This window comes from Lyngbya aestuarii BL J, assembly GCF_000478195.2.
Taxonomy (GTDB): Bacteria; Cyanobacteriota; Cyanobacteriia; order Cyanobacteriales; family Microcoleaceae; genus Capilliphycus; species Capilliphycus aestuarii.
In genome coordinates this window covers 34,520-50,726 of the sequence record NZ_AUZM01000003.1, presented here as the reverse complement: position 1 = coordinate 50,726, position 16,207 = coordinate 34,520, and the positions used below count along the sequence as shown (strand labels likewise).

The 16,207-nt window shown below is 39.6% G+C and carries 14 protein-coding genes; 10 read left to right on the top strand and 4 right to left on the bottom strand.

Annotation, left to right across the window (positions count from 1 at the left end; genetic code table 11):
• Window positions 1-122 precede the first annotated feature (122 nt).
• From M595_RS02045 to M595_RS31505, 3 genes are all read left to right on the top strand, one after another.
• On the top strand, window positions 123-4,832 hold the full coding sequence (locus M595_RS02045; RefSeq protein ID WP_023064419.1) for a PAS domain S-box protein: 4,710 nt from the start codon (window positions 123-125) through the stop codon (window positions 4,830-4,832).
• 14 nt (window positions 4,833-4,846) lie between these two features.
• A complete protein-coding gene (locus M595_RS02040; protein ID WP_023064328.1) occupies window positions 4,847-6,943 on the top strand; it encodes a diguanylate cyclase domain-containing protein in 2,097 nt (698 codons plus the stop codon).
• A gap of 270 nt (window positions 6,944-7,213) precedes the next feature.
• Window positions 7,214-7,468, top strand: a complete 255-nt coding sequence (locus tag M595_RS31505; protein WP_023064431.1) for an elongation factor G family protein — start codon at window positions 7,214-7,216, stop codon at window positions 7,466-7,468.
• A gap of 111 nt (window positions 7,469-7,579) precedes the next feature.
• On the opposite strand, the gene M595_RS02030 is transcribed toward M595_RS31505, so the two are convergent.
• Window positions 7,580-8,107 carry a pentapeptide repeat-containing protein gene (locus tag M595_RS02030; RefSeq protein ID WP_023064373.1) on the bottom strand — a complete coding sequence of 176 codons (528 nt, stop codon included), beginning with the start codon at window positions 8,105-8,107 and terminating at the stop codon, window positions 7,580-7,582.
• A 182-nt stretch (window positions 8,108-8,289) separates the two neighbouring features.
• On the opposite strand from M595_RS02030, the gene M595_RS02025 reads away from it, so the two are divergent.
• Window positions 8,290-8,769 carry an MEKHLA domain-containing protein gene (locus M595_RS02025; RefSeq protein WP_023064415.1) on the top strand — a complete coding sequence of 160 codons (480 nt, stop codon included), beginning with the start codon at window positions 8,290-8,292 and terminating at the stop codon, window positions 8,767-8,769.
• Between the two features lie 16 nt (window positions 8,770-8,785).
• On the opposite strand, the gene M595_RS02020 is transcribed toward M595_RS02025, so the two are convergent.
• A complete protein-coding gene (locus M595_RS02020; protein WP_023064311.1) occupies window positions 8,786-9,292 on the bottom strand; it encodes a hypothetical protein in 507 nt (168 codons plus the stop codon).
• 71 nt (window positions 9,293-9,363) lie between these two features.
• Here M595_RS02020 and M595_RS02015 point away from each other — a divergent pair, with 71 nt between their 5' ends.
• Window positions 9,364-10,281, top strand: a complete 918-nt coding sequence (locus M595_RS02015; protein WP_023064370.1) for a histone deacetylase family protein — start codon at window positions 9,364-9,366, stop codon at window positions 10,279-10,281.
• 340 nt (window positions 10,282-10,621) lie between these two features.
• Here the strand turns inward: M595_RS02015 and M595_RS28955 are convergent, their stop codons facing one another.
• Window positions 10,622-10,825: a DUF751 family protein gene (locus M595_RS28955; RefSeq protein ID WP_071809857.1), complete on the bottom strand. Its 204-nt coding sequence runs from the start codon at window positions 10,823-10,825 to the stop codon at window positions 10,622-10,624.
• A 207-nt stretch (window positions 10,826-11,032) separates the two neighbouring features.
• Between M595_RS28955 and psb35 the strand changes: the two genes are divergently transcribed.
• The 4 genes from psb35 to M595_RS01995 all read left to right on the top strand — a co-directional run bounded on the left by psb35 (window position 11,033) and on the right by M595_RS01995 (window position 14,305).
• A complete protein-coding gene (gene psb35, locus M595_RS02010) occupies window positions 11,033-11,245 on the top strand; it encodes a photosystem II assembly protein Psb35 (protein WP_040483448.1) in 213 nt (70 codons plus the stop codon).
• Window positions 11,246-11,388: 143 nt separating this feature from the next.
• On the top strand, window positions 11,389-11,667 hold the full coding sequence (gene purS, locus M595_RS02005; RefSeq protein WP_023064445.1) for a phosphoribosylformylglycinamidine synthase subunit PurS: 279 nt from the start codon (window positions 11,389-11,391) through the stop codon (window positions 11,665-11,667).
• 27 nt (window positions 11,668-11,694) lie between these two features.
• Complete coding sequence (gene purQ / locus M595_RS02000) at window positions 11,695-12,372, top strand: phosphoribosylformylglycinamidine synthase subunit PurQ (protein WP_023064432.1); 678 nt, start codon at window positions 11,695-11,697, stop codon at window positions 12,370-12,372.
• A gap of 439 nt (window positions 12,373-12,811) precedes the next feature.
• A complete protein-coding gene (locus M595_RS01995; RefSeq protein WP_023064443.1) occupies window positions 12,812-14,305 on the top strand; it encodes a putative extracellular nuclease in 1,494 nt (497 codons plus the stop codon).
• Between the two features lie 113 nt (window positions 14,306-14,418).
• Here M595_RS01995 and M595_RS01990 read toward each other — a convergent pair whose 3' ends face one another.
• Window positions 14,419-14,952: a sll1618 family protein gene (locus M595_RS01990; RefSeq protein WP_023064276.1), complete on the bottom strand. Its 534-nt coding sequence runs from the start codon at window positions 14,950-14,952 to the stop codon at window positions 14,419-14,421.
• A 90-nt stretch (window positions 14,953-15,042) separates the two neighbouring features.
• Between M595_RS01990 and ruvB the strand changes: the two genes are divergently transcribed.
• Window positions 15,043-16,173, top strand: a complete 1,131-nt coding sequence (gene ruvB / locus M595_RS01985) for a Holliday junction branch migration DNA helicase RuvB (protein WP_023064380.1) — start codon at window positions 15,043-15,045, stop codon at window positions 16,171-16,173.
• Window positions 16,174-16,207 lie beyond the last annotated feature (34 nt).

Sequence of the window (16,207 nt, the reverse complement as noted above, 5' to 3'; positions counted from 1 at the left end):
CTACTTTTTATCGACAGTTATTTTATTTTATAATCTTGGAACTTGTTCATAAGCTTGATTAATTTCAATACTTTAGTCCGTTTTGAACAATCTTGGTGTTTATTGAAAATAAATTTAGATTTATGATAATCAAACCCTTGCATCGATGGAGAAAAAAGACGTTTAATGAGGTTCCGCTTCGCACCCTGTTGATTGTGCCTTTTGTCCTTCAAATCATTGGTGCAGTCGGAATTGTGAGTTATTTATCCTATCGCAGTGAACAGCAAGCCGTAGAAGAACTCACAAACCAACTAATGACAGAAATCGGCGATCGCATTACTCAAAATCTCGACTATTATTTACAGACACCGGATAATATTGCCCATATCAACGCCAAGTCAATTAATTTAGGTTGGTTAGACTGGCAGAATAAATCTAAGCTAGAAAGTTACTTTATCGAACAAATTAACACCTTTTCTGAGGTGGGTTCAATCTATATTGCAACCGAACAAAAAGACCTTTTCATCGTTGCGAAACCCGAACCGGATTCTTTAGTGATACGAGAGTGGAATCCCCGCACGAGAGATCTAGAAAACTACGTTGCTGATCTGCAAGGAAACCGCCTTTATTTAAGAAATAATCTTTCCGATTACGATCCTCATAATGATCCTCCCAGTAAGCCGTGGTATCCCAGAGCAAAAGCCGCAAAAAACGGAACTTGGCAAACAGTAACTTCCGGCGTAAAACAATCAAATTTAATCTTAGTCCTGGTTCGTTCTTTACCCTTTTATGATTCCCAAGATAATTTTCAAGGAGTTGTGGGTGCAACAGTTTTTTTAGATAAATTAGGTGAGTTTATGGGTCAATTAAAAATGGGAAAAACCGGACAAGCTTTTATTATTGATCGCGAAGGATATTTAATTGCAACCTCCACCGATGAATTGCCTTTTAATACAATAGATTTTACTCTTGAACCCGAAACAATTGACCCGGAAAAATTGCGACTTACTGTCGAAGATAGCCGCAACCCCGTAACTCAAACGGTGGGAAAATATGTAATAAATAATTTCGATAATTTAAAATTAATTAATGATCACGCTGTACAATTGAAAATAAAAGGAAGAAACCAATATTATTGTCTTCACGTTATCTCCTATTCATTAGATCAAAATTATAACTGGTTTATTGTGGTGGCGATTCCAAAATCTGACTTTATGGAAAGAATCTATACTAATACTTATCGAACAACATTATTGTGTTTTATTGCATTTTTAATGACTATTTTAGCTGCCATATTGACCGCAAAACAAATTGCGAAGCCCATCAGAAAATTAAATAGAGCCGTACAAGAATTTGGTCAAAATTATCTCAATTTTTATAGAGAAAACACCAGTATTAAAGAAGTTAATCAACTCGCTGATTCTTTTAGTCAGATGGCTGAAAAACTGAGCCGATCATTTCAAGACTTAAAACTAAGTGAACAGCGTTTTTCGATCTTGCTTGATAATATTCCCATTGGAGTGAGTGTATTTGATCAAAACGGACAACATATTCTAATCAACAAAGTGGGTGAACAAATTTTAGGTCAAGGAACTAATGCCATTTCACCCGAACAGCTATCAGAAGTTTATCAGGTTTATATTGCTGGAACCGATCAACTCTATCCTACCGAAAAATTACCTGGAATTCGAGCTTTAAAAGGAGAAAAAGTACAAGTTGACGATATGGAGGTTGAGGTTAACGGTTGTCGTATTCCTCTAGAGGTAACATCAATTCCAGTTGTCGATGAATGGGGAACAGTACATTACTCTATAATCGCGTTTCAAGATGTCACAGAACGCCGCCAGATCGAACAACTTAAAAATAATTATCAACACCAACTTGAACAAGAAATTCTAGAACGAACCCAAGCTTTACAAAAAAGTAAAGAACGATTAAAGTTAGTGATTGAGGCGATGGGAGAAGGAGTTTGGGATTGGGATATTATTAATAATACTGCTTGGTGGTCTCCACAACTTTATAAACTTCTCGGCTTGTCAGTTTCAGAAATTGAAGACGATCCAGTCCCTCAATTCTCTAACCTCCTTCATCCCGACGATCGCGATCACCTTCAGCAAGCTCTAACCGATCATTTAGAAAATAATCATCCCTATATTATCGAGTTGCGAGTCCAACAACCCGATGGTCGCTATCGTTGGTTTTTAATCAAAGGACAAGCTTTAAGATATCCAAACGGTCAACCCTATCGCATGGTCGGTTCATTTGCTGATATTAGCGATCGCAAACAAGTAGAAGAATTACTGCATCAATCAGAAGCCCGTTATTTATCGATTTTGGAGTATCAAACGGAATTCATCACCCGATTTAAACTCGATGGGACGTTAAATTATGTTAATGATGCTTATTGCCACTATTTTGGTATTTATAAGGAAGATTTTATTGGACAGTGTTATCAACCGATTATTTATCCAGAAGATCAACCTGCAATTGATCGCTGTCTTGCTGCGCTTTCTCCGGAACAGCCTGTCTTTACGATTGAAAATCGAGTGATTGTTAATGGTGAAGTGCGTTGGACACAATGGACCAACCAAGCCATTTATGACTCTCAGGGAAATTTAGTCGAATTGCAGTCTGTTGGTCGCGATATTAATGATCGTAAACAAGCCGAAATCGCTCTAAAAATAGCTAATCAACAACTACAAGCCTTTTTGGATTATTCACCTGCAATTATCCATATATTTGATGCTGAGATGGTTTATCTCCGGGTAAATAGAGCCTTTACGAAGCTGTTTAATCTTCCCGAAGAACAAATTCTTGGACGAACCTTTGGTGATTTTTTTCCTGAAGAAGTTGTTAACCGTTTTAAAACCCGAGTCAAGACACTTGTTGATGGTGGTAAACCCTTGATAATCGAAGATGAACTTGTTATTAATAACCAATCTAAAATCTTTGAATCCATTCTCTTTACTCTGATGAAGGAAGACGGTAAATTTACAAGGTTTGGGTCGATTGTTATCGATGTTAGTGAGCGAAAAAAAGCAGAATTGGAACTGCGTAAAAGTCGAGATTTACGAGATGCAATTTTCCATGAATCTGCCGATGCAATTTTCTTGGTTGATGTGGATAGCATTTTAATTGTTGATTGTAACCGTAAAGCTGTTGAACTATTTGAAGCTGAAAATCGAGAAGAATTAATTGGTATTGCAGGTTATACATTACAAAAACAGCCCTTTACTCCCCAGGAAATTGAATACAGTCGAAATGAAGTGAATCAAAAAGGTTTTTGGAGTTTAGAGGTTGAATATCTTACAAAAAAAGGGAATTATTTTTGGGGGAATCTTGCCGTTAAGCCAATTTATATTGGGGATCAAATGTTTCATTTAGTTCGGGTGACAGATATTAGTGATCGCAAACAGATTGAACTAGAACTACAAAAAGCCAAAGAAGTTGCTGAAGCCGCTAGCGAAGCAAAAGGTACATTTATTGCTAATATGAGCCATGAATTACGTTCTCCGTTGAATGCAATTTTAGGATTTTCTCGTCTCTTAAAAAACGATTCTCAGATCTCACTAGATGATCGTAAGAATGCTGAGATTATCTATCGTAGTGGTGAGCATTTATTAAACCTGATTAATCAAGTTTTGGATTTAGCTAAAATTGAAGCAAATAGAATAATACTTGAGCCAACTGACTTTAATCTTGATCAGCTAATTGACGATATTTATAATATGTTTTATCTCAAAGCTCAAGATCAAGGATTGAATTTCAATGTACAGAGAACATCTGATGTTCCCAGTTCTATTTGTACCGATGAAATCAAACTCCGTCAAGTTTTAATTAATCTCTTGAGTAATGCTTTAAAATTCACGAAACGAGGATCTATTAATCTGCGTATTTTTGCCACCTTCAATAATTCAGACCAGAATGTGAAGCTCAATTTTGAAGTTGAAGATACAGGAGTTGGTATTGCACCGGAAGAACGAATGGATATTTTTCAAGCCTTTAATCAAAGCCAATCTGGAAAAAAAGTTAAAGAAGGAACTGGACTCGGTTTAGCAATTAGTCAAGAATTTGTAAACTTAATGGGGGGTGAAATTTCTGTAGAAAGTCAAGTGAATATCGGGAGTAAATTTCAGTTTTATATTGTCGCCAAAATCGTTGATAAAATTCCCAAAAAATTGTTTTTAAAAGAAGATAAAATTATCAGTTTAGCACCGACAACTCCCCTTTATCGTTTGCTTATTGTTGATGATAGTTCTGCGAATCGACAATTATTAGTTCAACTCCTCAGCCCTCTAGGATTTGCCGTACAAGAAGCGGAAAATGGAGCGGAAGCGATTACCCTTTGGCAACAATGGCATCCTGATTTAATCTGGATGGATTTACGAATGCCCGAATTAGATGGTTATCAAGCAACAAGACAAATTCGCGATCAAGAAAAATCACAAAATCTAAACAACCCAGTGGTGATTATTGCCGTTTCTGCTAATAAATTAGGAGACGATTACCAAACTCTGGGCTTCAATAACTTTATTTATAAACCTTTTAAAGAGTTAGAAATATTTACAGTCTTACAACAACATTTAGAAGTAGAATATAGCTATGGTAAAGAAGTTCCCGAAGAAGATAAAAAACCGATGAATCTTGAACAGTGGATGGAAGCCTTCGCTAATTTATCTGATGATGTACTTCAGGAACTAGAAGAAGCCCTAATATTTGGTGATCCTAGCCGAATTCGGCAAATCATTGAGTTACTCCGTCAGCACAATCCTCACCTAGCTGAAACTCTTAGCGTCTGGGCTGATCAGTTTGAGTACACTCGGATACTCGATTTAATTCATTTAGTTCGTTAAAAAATAAAAATATTATGTCTACCCTTAATCATATTCTGATTGTTGATGATACTCCGGCAGACTTAAACTTATTAATCAAGATTCTCTCAAGTTGTGGATATCATACTCGCATTGCACCGACAGGTAAACTCGCTATAGAATCCGCTAAAGTGTCTCCACCTGACTTGATTATGTTGGATATCAAACTCCCTGATATTGATGGATATTCTGTCTGTCAGCAGCTTAAATTAGATGAGAAAACCTTTCACATTCCGATTATTTTTTTGAGTGCGCTTGATGGAGTATTCAATAAAGTCAAAGCTTTTGAAGTTGGCGGCGCTGATTATCTCACTAAACCCTATGAATCTGAGGAAGTCTTAGCCCGAATTAAGTTTCATTTAGCCCATCAAAAACTCCTCCAACAACTCGAAACCCAAAACCGACAATTACTCCAGCAAGAAGAACGTTGGCAATTATTACTGAAAGGAACAGGTGACGGGATTTTTGACTGGAATGTGCAAACAGGCGATGCTTTCATTTCAACCCTACTTAAAGGAATGCTCGGTTATACAGATGGAGAGATAGAAAATTGTTTTGAAGCCTGGAAAAACCTTCTTCATCCCGACGATCGCGATCGGGTTTTAACAACTCTTTATAGTTATCTAAAACGCCAAATTTATGAATATCAAATTGAATATCGTTTACGGTGCAAAGATAGCAGTTATAAATGGATTTTAGCAAGAGGACAAGCAGTTTGGGCTGAAGATAATACTCCTCTGCGGATGATTGGCTTTCATCAAGATATCAGCGCTCGCAAACAGGATGAACTAATTCGTCAACAAATTACTGATGATTTGCGTCGCAGTGAAGCAAAATTTAGAGGGGCATTTGATACCATTACAGCCGGAATGTGTTTAGTGTCTATATTGGGAAAAATCATCGATGTTAACGCTGCTCTTTGTCAGATGTTTGAGTATGATTCGGCTGAACTTCTCTCCCTTCAACTGAGTGATTTAATCTTTGTCGATGATCAAACCCTTGATGATCAATTAGCTCAACAAATGTTTAGGGGTAAAATTCCCGGTTATCAAACTGAAAAGCGATTTTTAACCCAATCTAATAAAATCATTTGGGGGCTGATGAATATTTCACTGATCTATGACAATAAAAATTCACCTCATTACCTAATTGTTCATATTGTTGACATTAGCCATCGCAAACGAATAGAAGCAGCACTCTGTAGAAATATAACCACTCAACGTGCAATTTTAAAAGCTATTCCCGATCTGATGATTCGTCTTGATCGCAACGGAATTTGTAAAAGTATTGGCTTAGGTAAAAATCTCCGAGAGTTTAGTCGTATTCCCTATTCGCTACAGCAATCAATTTATCAAACCTTACCGCCTAAGTTAGCTAAACAACAAATGTATTATGTGCGTCAAGCTTTTGCAACAAATGAACGACAAATCTATGAATATTCTCTCGAAGTAGATGGAGAACTACATTATGAAGAAGCTCGTGTGGTCAAACTCAATGATCATGAAGTTTTGATGATGATTCGGGATATTAGCGATCGCAAACAGGCTGAAATTAAGTTGAAACAAGCTAATAATACTTTAGAACAACTGGCGCATACCGATGGTTTAACTCAAATTGCTAACCGTCGCTATTTTGATAATTATTTATCGAAAGAGTGGCAGCGTCTAGGACGAGAAAAAAAATATTTATCGCTAATTTTATTAGACATTGATTATTTTAAATTCTATAATGATTTCTATGGACATCAAGCTGGAGATCAATGTTTGATTGCAATTACTCAAGCCATCAAGCATACTTTAAAGCGTCCCGCCGATTTAGTCGCCCGTTATGGTGGAGAAGAATTTGTAGTTATTCTTCCCAATACAAACCAAAAAGGAGTGATTAATATTGCTCAAAATATTCAGCAAACGATTCGTACTCTGGGAATTGTTCATCAAAAGTCTCAGGTGAGTAATATTATTACCCTGAGTATGGGAATGACCAGCATTATTCCTGATTCTAAAACCTCACCCGCTCAATTAATCGCTCAAGCAGACAAAGCATTATACATCGCCAAACAACAAGGACGCAATCGATATATTGTCTCGTCGTAGTCTGCAATATTCAGTTACAAAACTTTTTTAAAATAAATATTGTATTTTTTAGTTAAGCATTGGTAATTAGCAACCAAAAGATTATAAATTATAGAAGTAGCGACCCTCGATCTCAGACGCATTGAGGAGAGAACATTTCAGAGAGAGAAGCGATCGCTAAAAACGCCTAGCATCTTCGATTGGATAGCCGATAGCTCGATTCTGAATCTGTAAGTTCGAGATCAACCCAAAGAAGAAGGAATTGAACTCAACATTTATCCAACCGTCACAATGCTGTTTTCTTGGAAAATTCAGCTTGAGTTTAACCCGAAAAAAATCCTTAATTTTTTAATCTTTCCGACGACGTTCTGTGAGCCGTGGTTGTTTGTGATCGCGGGTTGGAAAGGTTGGGATAAAATTACCGCTTATTTGGCAATGTCAGAGATGCAAGATTTGATTGTAGAATTGCGATCGCTGACGATGGGTGTGGGTTATTTTCAACGGTTTTTAAGTGAGCATATGTTGAATAAAAAATCAAGTGTGTAGACGTGTTAGCCCTGATAAGCTTCACCTTCTAGTATAACAAAATCTCCCCAATTGTCAAACTTTTTGATGCCAATTTTCTAGAGAGAATAGAGGAAAGCCGATAGGGGAAACTCAAGAAGAAGTAATGGCTGGCCAAAGTTCTGTTCCGAGTAATAACGCTTCACTTAAATCAGTGTCTTGTAAGTTTGTTTTCAATAGGTTGACTTTATAAAACATTGTCCCTTTTAAGCTAGCACCACGTAAGTCTGCTTCACTCAAATCTGTATAAATCAATTTGGCTTCATTTAAGTTAGCACCGCGTAGATCAGCCCCTTTGAGGTTAGCTTTAAATAGTTTAGCTTGGGTTAAGTTAGCCGCTTTTAAGTCAGCATAAATCAGTTTGGCGCTGGTGAGATCAATATGAGATAAGTTAGCACTACTCAAGTTAGCAAATAAGTGAGCATCTTTGAGATTAGCTCGACTGAGGTTTGCACCTTGCAAATTTGCCTGCCATAGTAATATACTGGGTAAAACAGCATTTTGCAATTCTGCACCCGGAAGTTCTACCCCCATAAAACCTCGTTTTCCGGCTGCATAACGCTCGATCAGTTCCTTGGCACTCTTGGCGGTGTTGGTCGGATTTTTGTCCTCGTTTGTCATCTCAAAAATTATAAATAACTGACTGATTATCAATTCTGTTATAACCCAATGTAAGTTAAAATTGTATCTATTGGGGGAATCTTCTCAATTTGAAAAGATATGGATAATCTTGTACGCTCAAAAAGTGCCGGAATTAATTCTGCTGTTTTGAGAATGAAGATTTGGTTTCAAATTCAATAGTTATGACAAATTTAAACACCGATCTCTGGAAAAAAGACGCTATTATTGTTCACAGCCAACGTTTATTCGACAGCTTTAAACATTGGACGGGCGAAACTTTAATTGATGCAAATCAAAGCCCCGAAGACATCGCCCAAGCTTTATTTAACGCTGATTTTGTGTTGGTTTCTGCTGGCACAGAAGAAGACAATCCCATTTTTAATTATGGTAATCGTACCGCTTTAGATTTGTGGGAAATGAGTTGGGAACAATTTATTCAAACCCCATCTTCTCACTCCGTACACCCCGAAGAAGTCATCCAACGCCAGCAAACGCTTGACCGAGTGAAAACTCAAGGCTATACTAAAAATCTTCGGGGATTTCGTCAATCTAGAACCGGAAAACAGTTTTTGATTTCCGATGTAACCGTTTGGAATGTAATCGATGAAAACGGTCAATATTGCGGTCAAGCTGCCACTTATGAAACTTGGGAATTTTTGTAATTTTTTTTGGGTAATATTACGTTAACTTTGCTTTCAACTGTTCTAACTTTTCCGGGGTAAGACTAATTTTAACTTCTAATAGTTGCTGAGAATCTCGCACGAGGATTGTTCCACTTTTCCCCACCGCAATCTCGGGATTTTTTATCTCTATCGTTTGATACTTGATTTGGGGAAATTCCACCCGAATTACAATATTTGTTTGAGATTGAGAAAAAACATACAACTGCTGACGTAGCGGATCTAACTCTAACTTACTCGGGGTAATACTGCGTTCTTGATCACTTTTAGGCTTAGACCAATATAGCGTAATTCCTCGCAACTCAGGATTCACGATCATAAACACTTCATCGAACTTTTGAGACTCCCAATTAATCTCGCTTAAATCTCCAGTTTCCGGAATTAAACGCTGTTGCCAAGAAATCTCCTGTCCTTCAATCTCAGCCCACCACTGACGAATGGTTTCTAAGGCAGTTGCATTCTCGGGGTTGCTGCTGCCATACTGCCAAGTAATTGTTGATGTCATAATACCTTCCCAAACCAATGTGATCAAATTGTTGAGTAACCGACTTTCTACTCTAGCCTTTCAGCATAATTATGAATTTACCGATTGTCTATCATTCCGATTATGTCGCCCCTTTACTCCCGGGTCATCGTTTCCCGATGTCAAAGTTTAGGCTACTCTATCAAATGTTACTCGCTGATGAAGTGATCGAACCCTCCCAAGTTCATACGCCCGACCTGCCGCCCACAGAATGGATAGAATTAGTCCATGATCGTGATTATGTGCAAGCCTACTGTCAGGGAACACTTGACCCCAAAGCCCAACGTCGTATCGGTTTACCCTGGAGTCCCGCTTTAGCAAACCGGACTTGTATTGCAGTCGGTGGGGCAGTTTTAACGGCTCAACTTGCTCTCAGTCACGGACTCGCTTGTAATACCGCAGGAGGAACTCATCACGCTTTCCCCAACTTAGGAACTGGATTCTGTATTTTTAATGATATCGCGATCGCGTCTCGCACTATTCAAAATTTAGGACTCGCGCAAAAAATCTTAATTCTTGATTTAGATGTACATCAAGGGGATGCGACGGCGGTTATTTTTCAAGATGATCCCAGTGTTTTTACCTTTTCAATGCACTGTGAGGCGAATTTTCCCGCGCGGAAACAGAAAAGTGATTTGGATGTTGGGCTTCCGGTGGGGATGGAAGATGAGGCTTATTTATACACGTTGGGGAAGTATTTAGAAGATCTCTTATCAGAGGTTAAACCTGATTTGGTTTTTTATGATGCAGGGGTGGATACTCACATTGATGATCGTTTGGGGAAGCTGGCTTTAAGTGATACTGGACTCTGGCGACGAGAGATGCAAGTTCTTAGCACTTGTGTTCGTTTGGGTTATCCGGTAGCGGGAATTATTGGCGGAGGCTACTGTGATGACATGAGTGCTTTAGTGTATCGTCATTCGATTTTACATCGAGCTGCCACCCAAGTCTATCGGCAATATCGACTTTAATCTTTGTTAATTTAGAGTCTCGACAAGAATACAACAACGTTTTAAAATTTCTATACCAAAGTATAGATAATGGTGGTTTTCTTTTTGTTGGTTCAGTGAAGATAGTCAGGGTGTAGAGTTTATAGTGAGGGTGAGATGGATTAACTGTTCTCCGTTCTCATCAGTCGAAAACGTCAGCTTTTGTGTGAATCAGGGTGTAAAATGATTAAAAAGCTCGGGTTTTATCGGTATTATGGCTATTGTATTGAGACGATAGCTGAAAATAAGTAAATCAGGAGTCAGCATTTATTTTGACCATGATTGCGACTCCCAATATCTAAAAGTTGCCAGTTGCCACCAACTATACTGGACTTAATCCCAACATAGCTCGTAGAGTAAAAAACGTAAAGGCGAAAGTACCACCCATCAAACCAACGAGGGCGATCGCCGTGAGGGGTCTCTCCATGTATGGCTTCAACTTATCAAACAAAAAGAAAAATATCCCCAAGGTAAAGGTGATAAAGTAGCGGGGGTAACGTGAAAGGTTGTCTAAAAAGTCTTTCATGGGTGGGTTGGATTAATTAAGTTCTCTTATCTTTTAGTGGTAGCACGGGGGACGTCGTTTCAACAATACAAATCCGTTAAAAAAACGATTAGAAGTCATACCCTGTGATGGCGGCGAGTATATGCCCCTACCCCGGATTTGAGTCCGCTAGCCGAAGGTGGTACTCTAGGGTTTGCTAGCGTTTTTGATCAAACATTGATACTCGACATGAAAATTTTAATGGAAGTGGCTACAAACCTAACTTATCAAGATTATGTACAATGGGCGTTACTGGGAATTCTCGCGGCTGGATTTCTAGCAGCAACGATTATCGGTTCGATCGGCTGGTATAATTCTAAGCGTCCGGCAGGTTGGGAAGATGCAGATGCTCCCGGTTGGGTTCCCAAAGTCAATGCTGACAAAGATAAACCGAGTCAATAATCGTCATTGATTATCAGTCCGTAGGGGCGTATGCCCTACGCCTGTTATCGTGTTTTCAGGGGGTTAAATGAAGATCAATCAACAGGTTTTAAATGTCTCCGTTTGATGGATAATAGGAATGTTTGGTTAAACTTGGCTTGATTGTGACCCAAAAGTATTACGCTCAAATTTATGTCACCCTTCGTCCTTCTGTTTTAGATCCGGCAGGTGTAGCGGTTCGATCCGGAGTTCAACAGATGGGCTATGACAATGTAGAACAAGTCCGAATTGGCAAATATATCGAAGTGACCCTGAATGCCAATAGCGAAGATGAAGCGAAAACTCAACTTGATCGCATTTGTGATTTACTGCTGGCGAACCCCGTCATTGAAACCTATCGATTTGATTTAACGACCGTTTCTTCGGAAGTTCAAACCAGTTAAACTTAGATTTTATTTAACCATTATTCCATGAAATTTGGTGTTGTTGTTTTTCCCGGTTCTAATTGCGATCGCGATGTGGTTTGGGTGACTCAAGGGCTTTTGAACCAACCGACTCGGATGATTTGGCATCAAGAGACTGATATTTCTGATATTGATGTGATGGTGATTCCGGGTGGGTTTAGCTATGGTGATTATTTACGATGTGGGGCGATAGCGCGGTTTTCTCCGGTGATGCAAGCCACTCTCGAACACGCCAAGCAAGGAAAGTATGTGATTGGTATTTGTAATGGCTTTCAGGTGTTAACGGAATTGGGATTATTACCGGGAGCGTTAGTCAGAAATCGGGATTTACACTTTATTTGCGATCGCGTGCCGTTAACGGTTGTCAATCCTCAAACGCCCTGGACAACGGGTTATTTAGCCAACGAAGTGATTAACCTGCCGATCGCACATGGAGAGGGATGCTACTATTGCGATGACAATATTTTAGCAGAATTAGAGACTAATAATCAAGTTGTTTTTCGCTACGGTTCGGTTCCGACTCCCAACGTTGGGGCTGAAAATATTAACGGTTCGTTGAATAATATTGCGGGAATTTGTAATCGTCAGGGGAATGTTTTAGGGATGATGCCGCACCCGGAAAGGGCTTCTGATCCGAGTTTAGGACAGACTGATGGGATGAAGTTATTTAAAGGTTTATTATAAAAAATTAAGAAACTTTCGCTAAATTATTAAATTATTTTAATAGTTTTAAGCGATAAAATCCCGAATTCCTACGGCAAAAATCCCTGTATAGAAAGATTGCAAACAAAATATTTATAGGAAATACAAACAATAATGCTACACATCTTTCTCCCTACCTCCCCACCTCCCCACCTCCCCATCGATCATTTGTAGCAAATATTTAAGGATTTCATATTATAGGCATGACTGGAATTTAATAAAAGGGTTGAATTCCCCCAAATTCATCTCGCTAATTTAAAACCTTTGATTAACTTTTATGTTAAAAATATTATCATCAACTCTTTATCTCTCTAAACTAAAAATTATAATTTAAACTATAAAGCATAAACGGTGTAGATAACCCGAGTCGAGACTATCGGGTGATTTATGCTTGTCAGAATTTGTGATAGAGGAGAAAAAGATGGCAGGTCAACGATATACAAATGCAATTAATAATCTCGGAGCAAACGTTCAAATCAACGTAGCTTCATCAGAGATCAAACCGAATGTACCGATTCAATTTACAGCTTATCCGATTGGTGCAGCTCCAGGTCTTATCCCCGATCTGAATATTCAGTTTAATGCAGAGGCAAATGTACCTGGTTTTCCCTCGGGTACAAATATTAACTTTACCGGAAATGGAAGTCCAGAAATCTTGTCATTTCCCAACGGATTTCCCACCGGAGAAGGTGCTGTTGTCCGAGTCAGTTCCGTTGCCAATACGGGGCCTTTTTTGTTTGAAGTGAGTGCAGAAACTTTGAACAACGCTGCACCTGTTGCTGAACCCCAAGGCATTATCAACACGCCTCGAAACCTAAATGGATTTGTGGGTCGAAGTGATACTGAGGATTGGTATCAATTTGTGGCACCTCCCACCGCTGGAAATTTTACGTTCAGACTCTCAAATTTAGTCGATAATGCAGATTTAAGAATACTTCGAGATGATGGTTCTCTGCTGAATCAAGGCACGAATACAGGGGTCACAGCGGAGCAAGTCCAAGTTCCTCTCGAAGCGAACCGAACTTATTTTGTTCAAATTTCTAACCTTCCCAGTGGATCAAACTTGAGTGATGCGGGTGCGACATCGACTCCCTATAATTTAGAGATTACTCCAGGAACAGGTGGAGAAACATCTGTCTCGGTGAGTGCATTGGGAAATCCTTCGGAAGTCGGCCCAACTCCCGGTACATTTCAAATCTCGCGCACGGGAGATACCACAACTCCCCTAAACGTTAACTTTTCTGTGGGAGGAACAGCCACTTTTGGAACGGACTATAACCAGGTTGGTAGCACATTCAACGGTACAAACGGAACGGCGACGATTCCGGCTGGACAAAATAGTACCAATATTACGGTTAACCCCGTTAATGATGGTATTGCGGACTTGAATGAAACCATTGAAATTGGTTTACAGGCTGCAACGGGTTATACGGTGAGTTCTCAAGGTAGTGCAACTCTGAGCATTCTGGATGCTTCATCTGAGACACCAACGGGTGAGCGGACGGCTCGTTACTGGGATACCGAAGCACTTTCACATTTCTTTACGGCTGATCCTGGAGAGCAACAAGCGACGAATCTCGATCCTCAATTCAATAACGAAGGGTTTGAATTTGTTTCTGAAGGAAGCAATGTACTTGAACGTTTTGTCAATTCAAAAGGTGGCTATTTCTACAGCAGTAATCCGGGTGAAATTGCTTTTGTACAAACTCTGCAAGAGTGGACTGCCGATCCTTCTGGTGTACCCATTCAAGTCTATTCAACTCAGCAACCGGGTACGCTGCCGGTATTCCGAGCTTACAATTTGACCTCAGATGGTCACTTTTATACGATTGATCCCAATCAAGCGGCTTTTGCAGATTCACTGCCGAATTTTCGACTCGAAGGTGTCTCTTTCTACGCCAAACCTGTCGTGTAAGCGAAAACTGAGATTAATCAAACCATGATGGTTCTGAAAAAACAGGGTTAGATCGGAATTTTAAAGACATAATTTTAAGCGCGATCGCAGCGGAATGTTCATCTAGATTTAACTTAGATCAAAGGATGTATTGCCTGTACGATCGCTTCTTTTTGTTCGGTGTCATAACCCCAACGTTCGATAAAACTTTGGTATTCACCCCCTCCCGTTTTTGCACTTTCTAAAAGTTGCTTAACCATTGTATCCAAAACGGGAATGTTTAAAGATTGAATCAGATGAACCGATCGCGATCGCACCCGATCTGAACCGACGGCCATTTCTTCGCGTTGGTGACGACGATGATGAACCCCCATAGCCGCAGACATCGCCACATTTTTGATCAGTAGATCAGGGACTTGATCAGAGGCTTCTAAACCCCGTATAACCGCTTCTGAGGGACGATCTACAAAATCACGAGGATCGGTGAGATAGGTGACAAAAAACCCTCTGGCGCCATTGTGAGTTTTAACTAAATTCGCGATCGCGGCTTGGGTTTCCGACTCGGATAAGGCGTTTGCAGCCATGTCCTCCAGTAAGGTTTGAGTTTGGGCGATCGCTTGTTCAAAGGTGAGATCTTCGGAATTGGACTCGGTAGAGGGAGAAGTCATAAAAAAAGGTGAATAATTTGATACCATTTTTGAGATTATCAGCATTGTGGCACAATGAAGAAATCCGACGGAAGGTAAAATTCGCCCGTCATGGCAATTATTTCATCAAAATCACAACCAACTGACCCCAATTCCCGCAAAAAGCGGGCGTCTGTAGGTTCGGAAAAAACCGAAAAATCTCAATCTCGACCGACTGACGACCATCTTCTTGAACCTCAAGAAACAACTGATGAACAAGTTAACCCCAAACAAGATGAATCGATTCGACCGCAGCGTATTTGTGATTATATCGGTCAAAAGGATTTAAAAGAAGTTCTGGCAATTGCGATCGCGGCGGCGAAATCTCGTAATGAAACCCTCGATCACTTGTTGCTTTACGGGCCACCGGGGTTAGGAAAAACAACAATGGCGTTAATTTTAGCGTCAGAAATGGGAGTTACTTGTAAGATTACCACGGCTCCGGCTATTGAAAAACCGCGTGATATTGCCGGATTATTGGTGAATCTTAAACCGGGCGAAATTCTGTTTATTGATGAAATTCACCGCTTATCAAAAATGGCGGAAGAAATACTTTATCCGGCGATGGAAGATTGCCGTCTGGATATTACGATTGGTCAAGGTCGATCTGCAAAAACTCGCAGTATTCCACTGACTCCATTTACTATTGTGGGGGCGACGACTCGCATCGGGGCGTTAACGTCTCCTTTACGCGATCGCTTTGGATTAATTCAACGGTTACGGTTTTATGAAGTGGATGAATTGAGTTTAATTGTAGAACGTACCGCTAAACTTTTAAATACCCCAATTAATTCCGATGGTGCTGAAGAAATTGCCCGTCGTTCACGAGGGACTCCTAGAATTGCTAATCGTCTGTTAAAACGAGTGCGAGATTATGTAGAAGTTAAGGCTTCAGGGCCGATTACAGGAGAGATTGCCGCCACTGCTTTACAACTGTTTAATGTTGATCCGATGGGATTAGATTGGACGGATCGACACCTGTTACAAATGATGATTGAAAACTTTAATGGCGGGCCAGTTGGGTTAGAAACAATGGCAGCGACAACGGGCGAAGATGCTCAAACCATTGAGGAGGTTTATGAACCTTATTTAATGCAAATTGGTTTTTTACAACGCACGCATCGTGGACGATTAGCAACAGCTTCAGCGTGGAAACATTTAGGGTATTCACCGCCAGAAGAACAGTTATCACTCTTTCCTTAATGTCGATCATCTCTTGAGGGAGTTCTAACGAGAT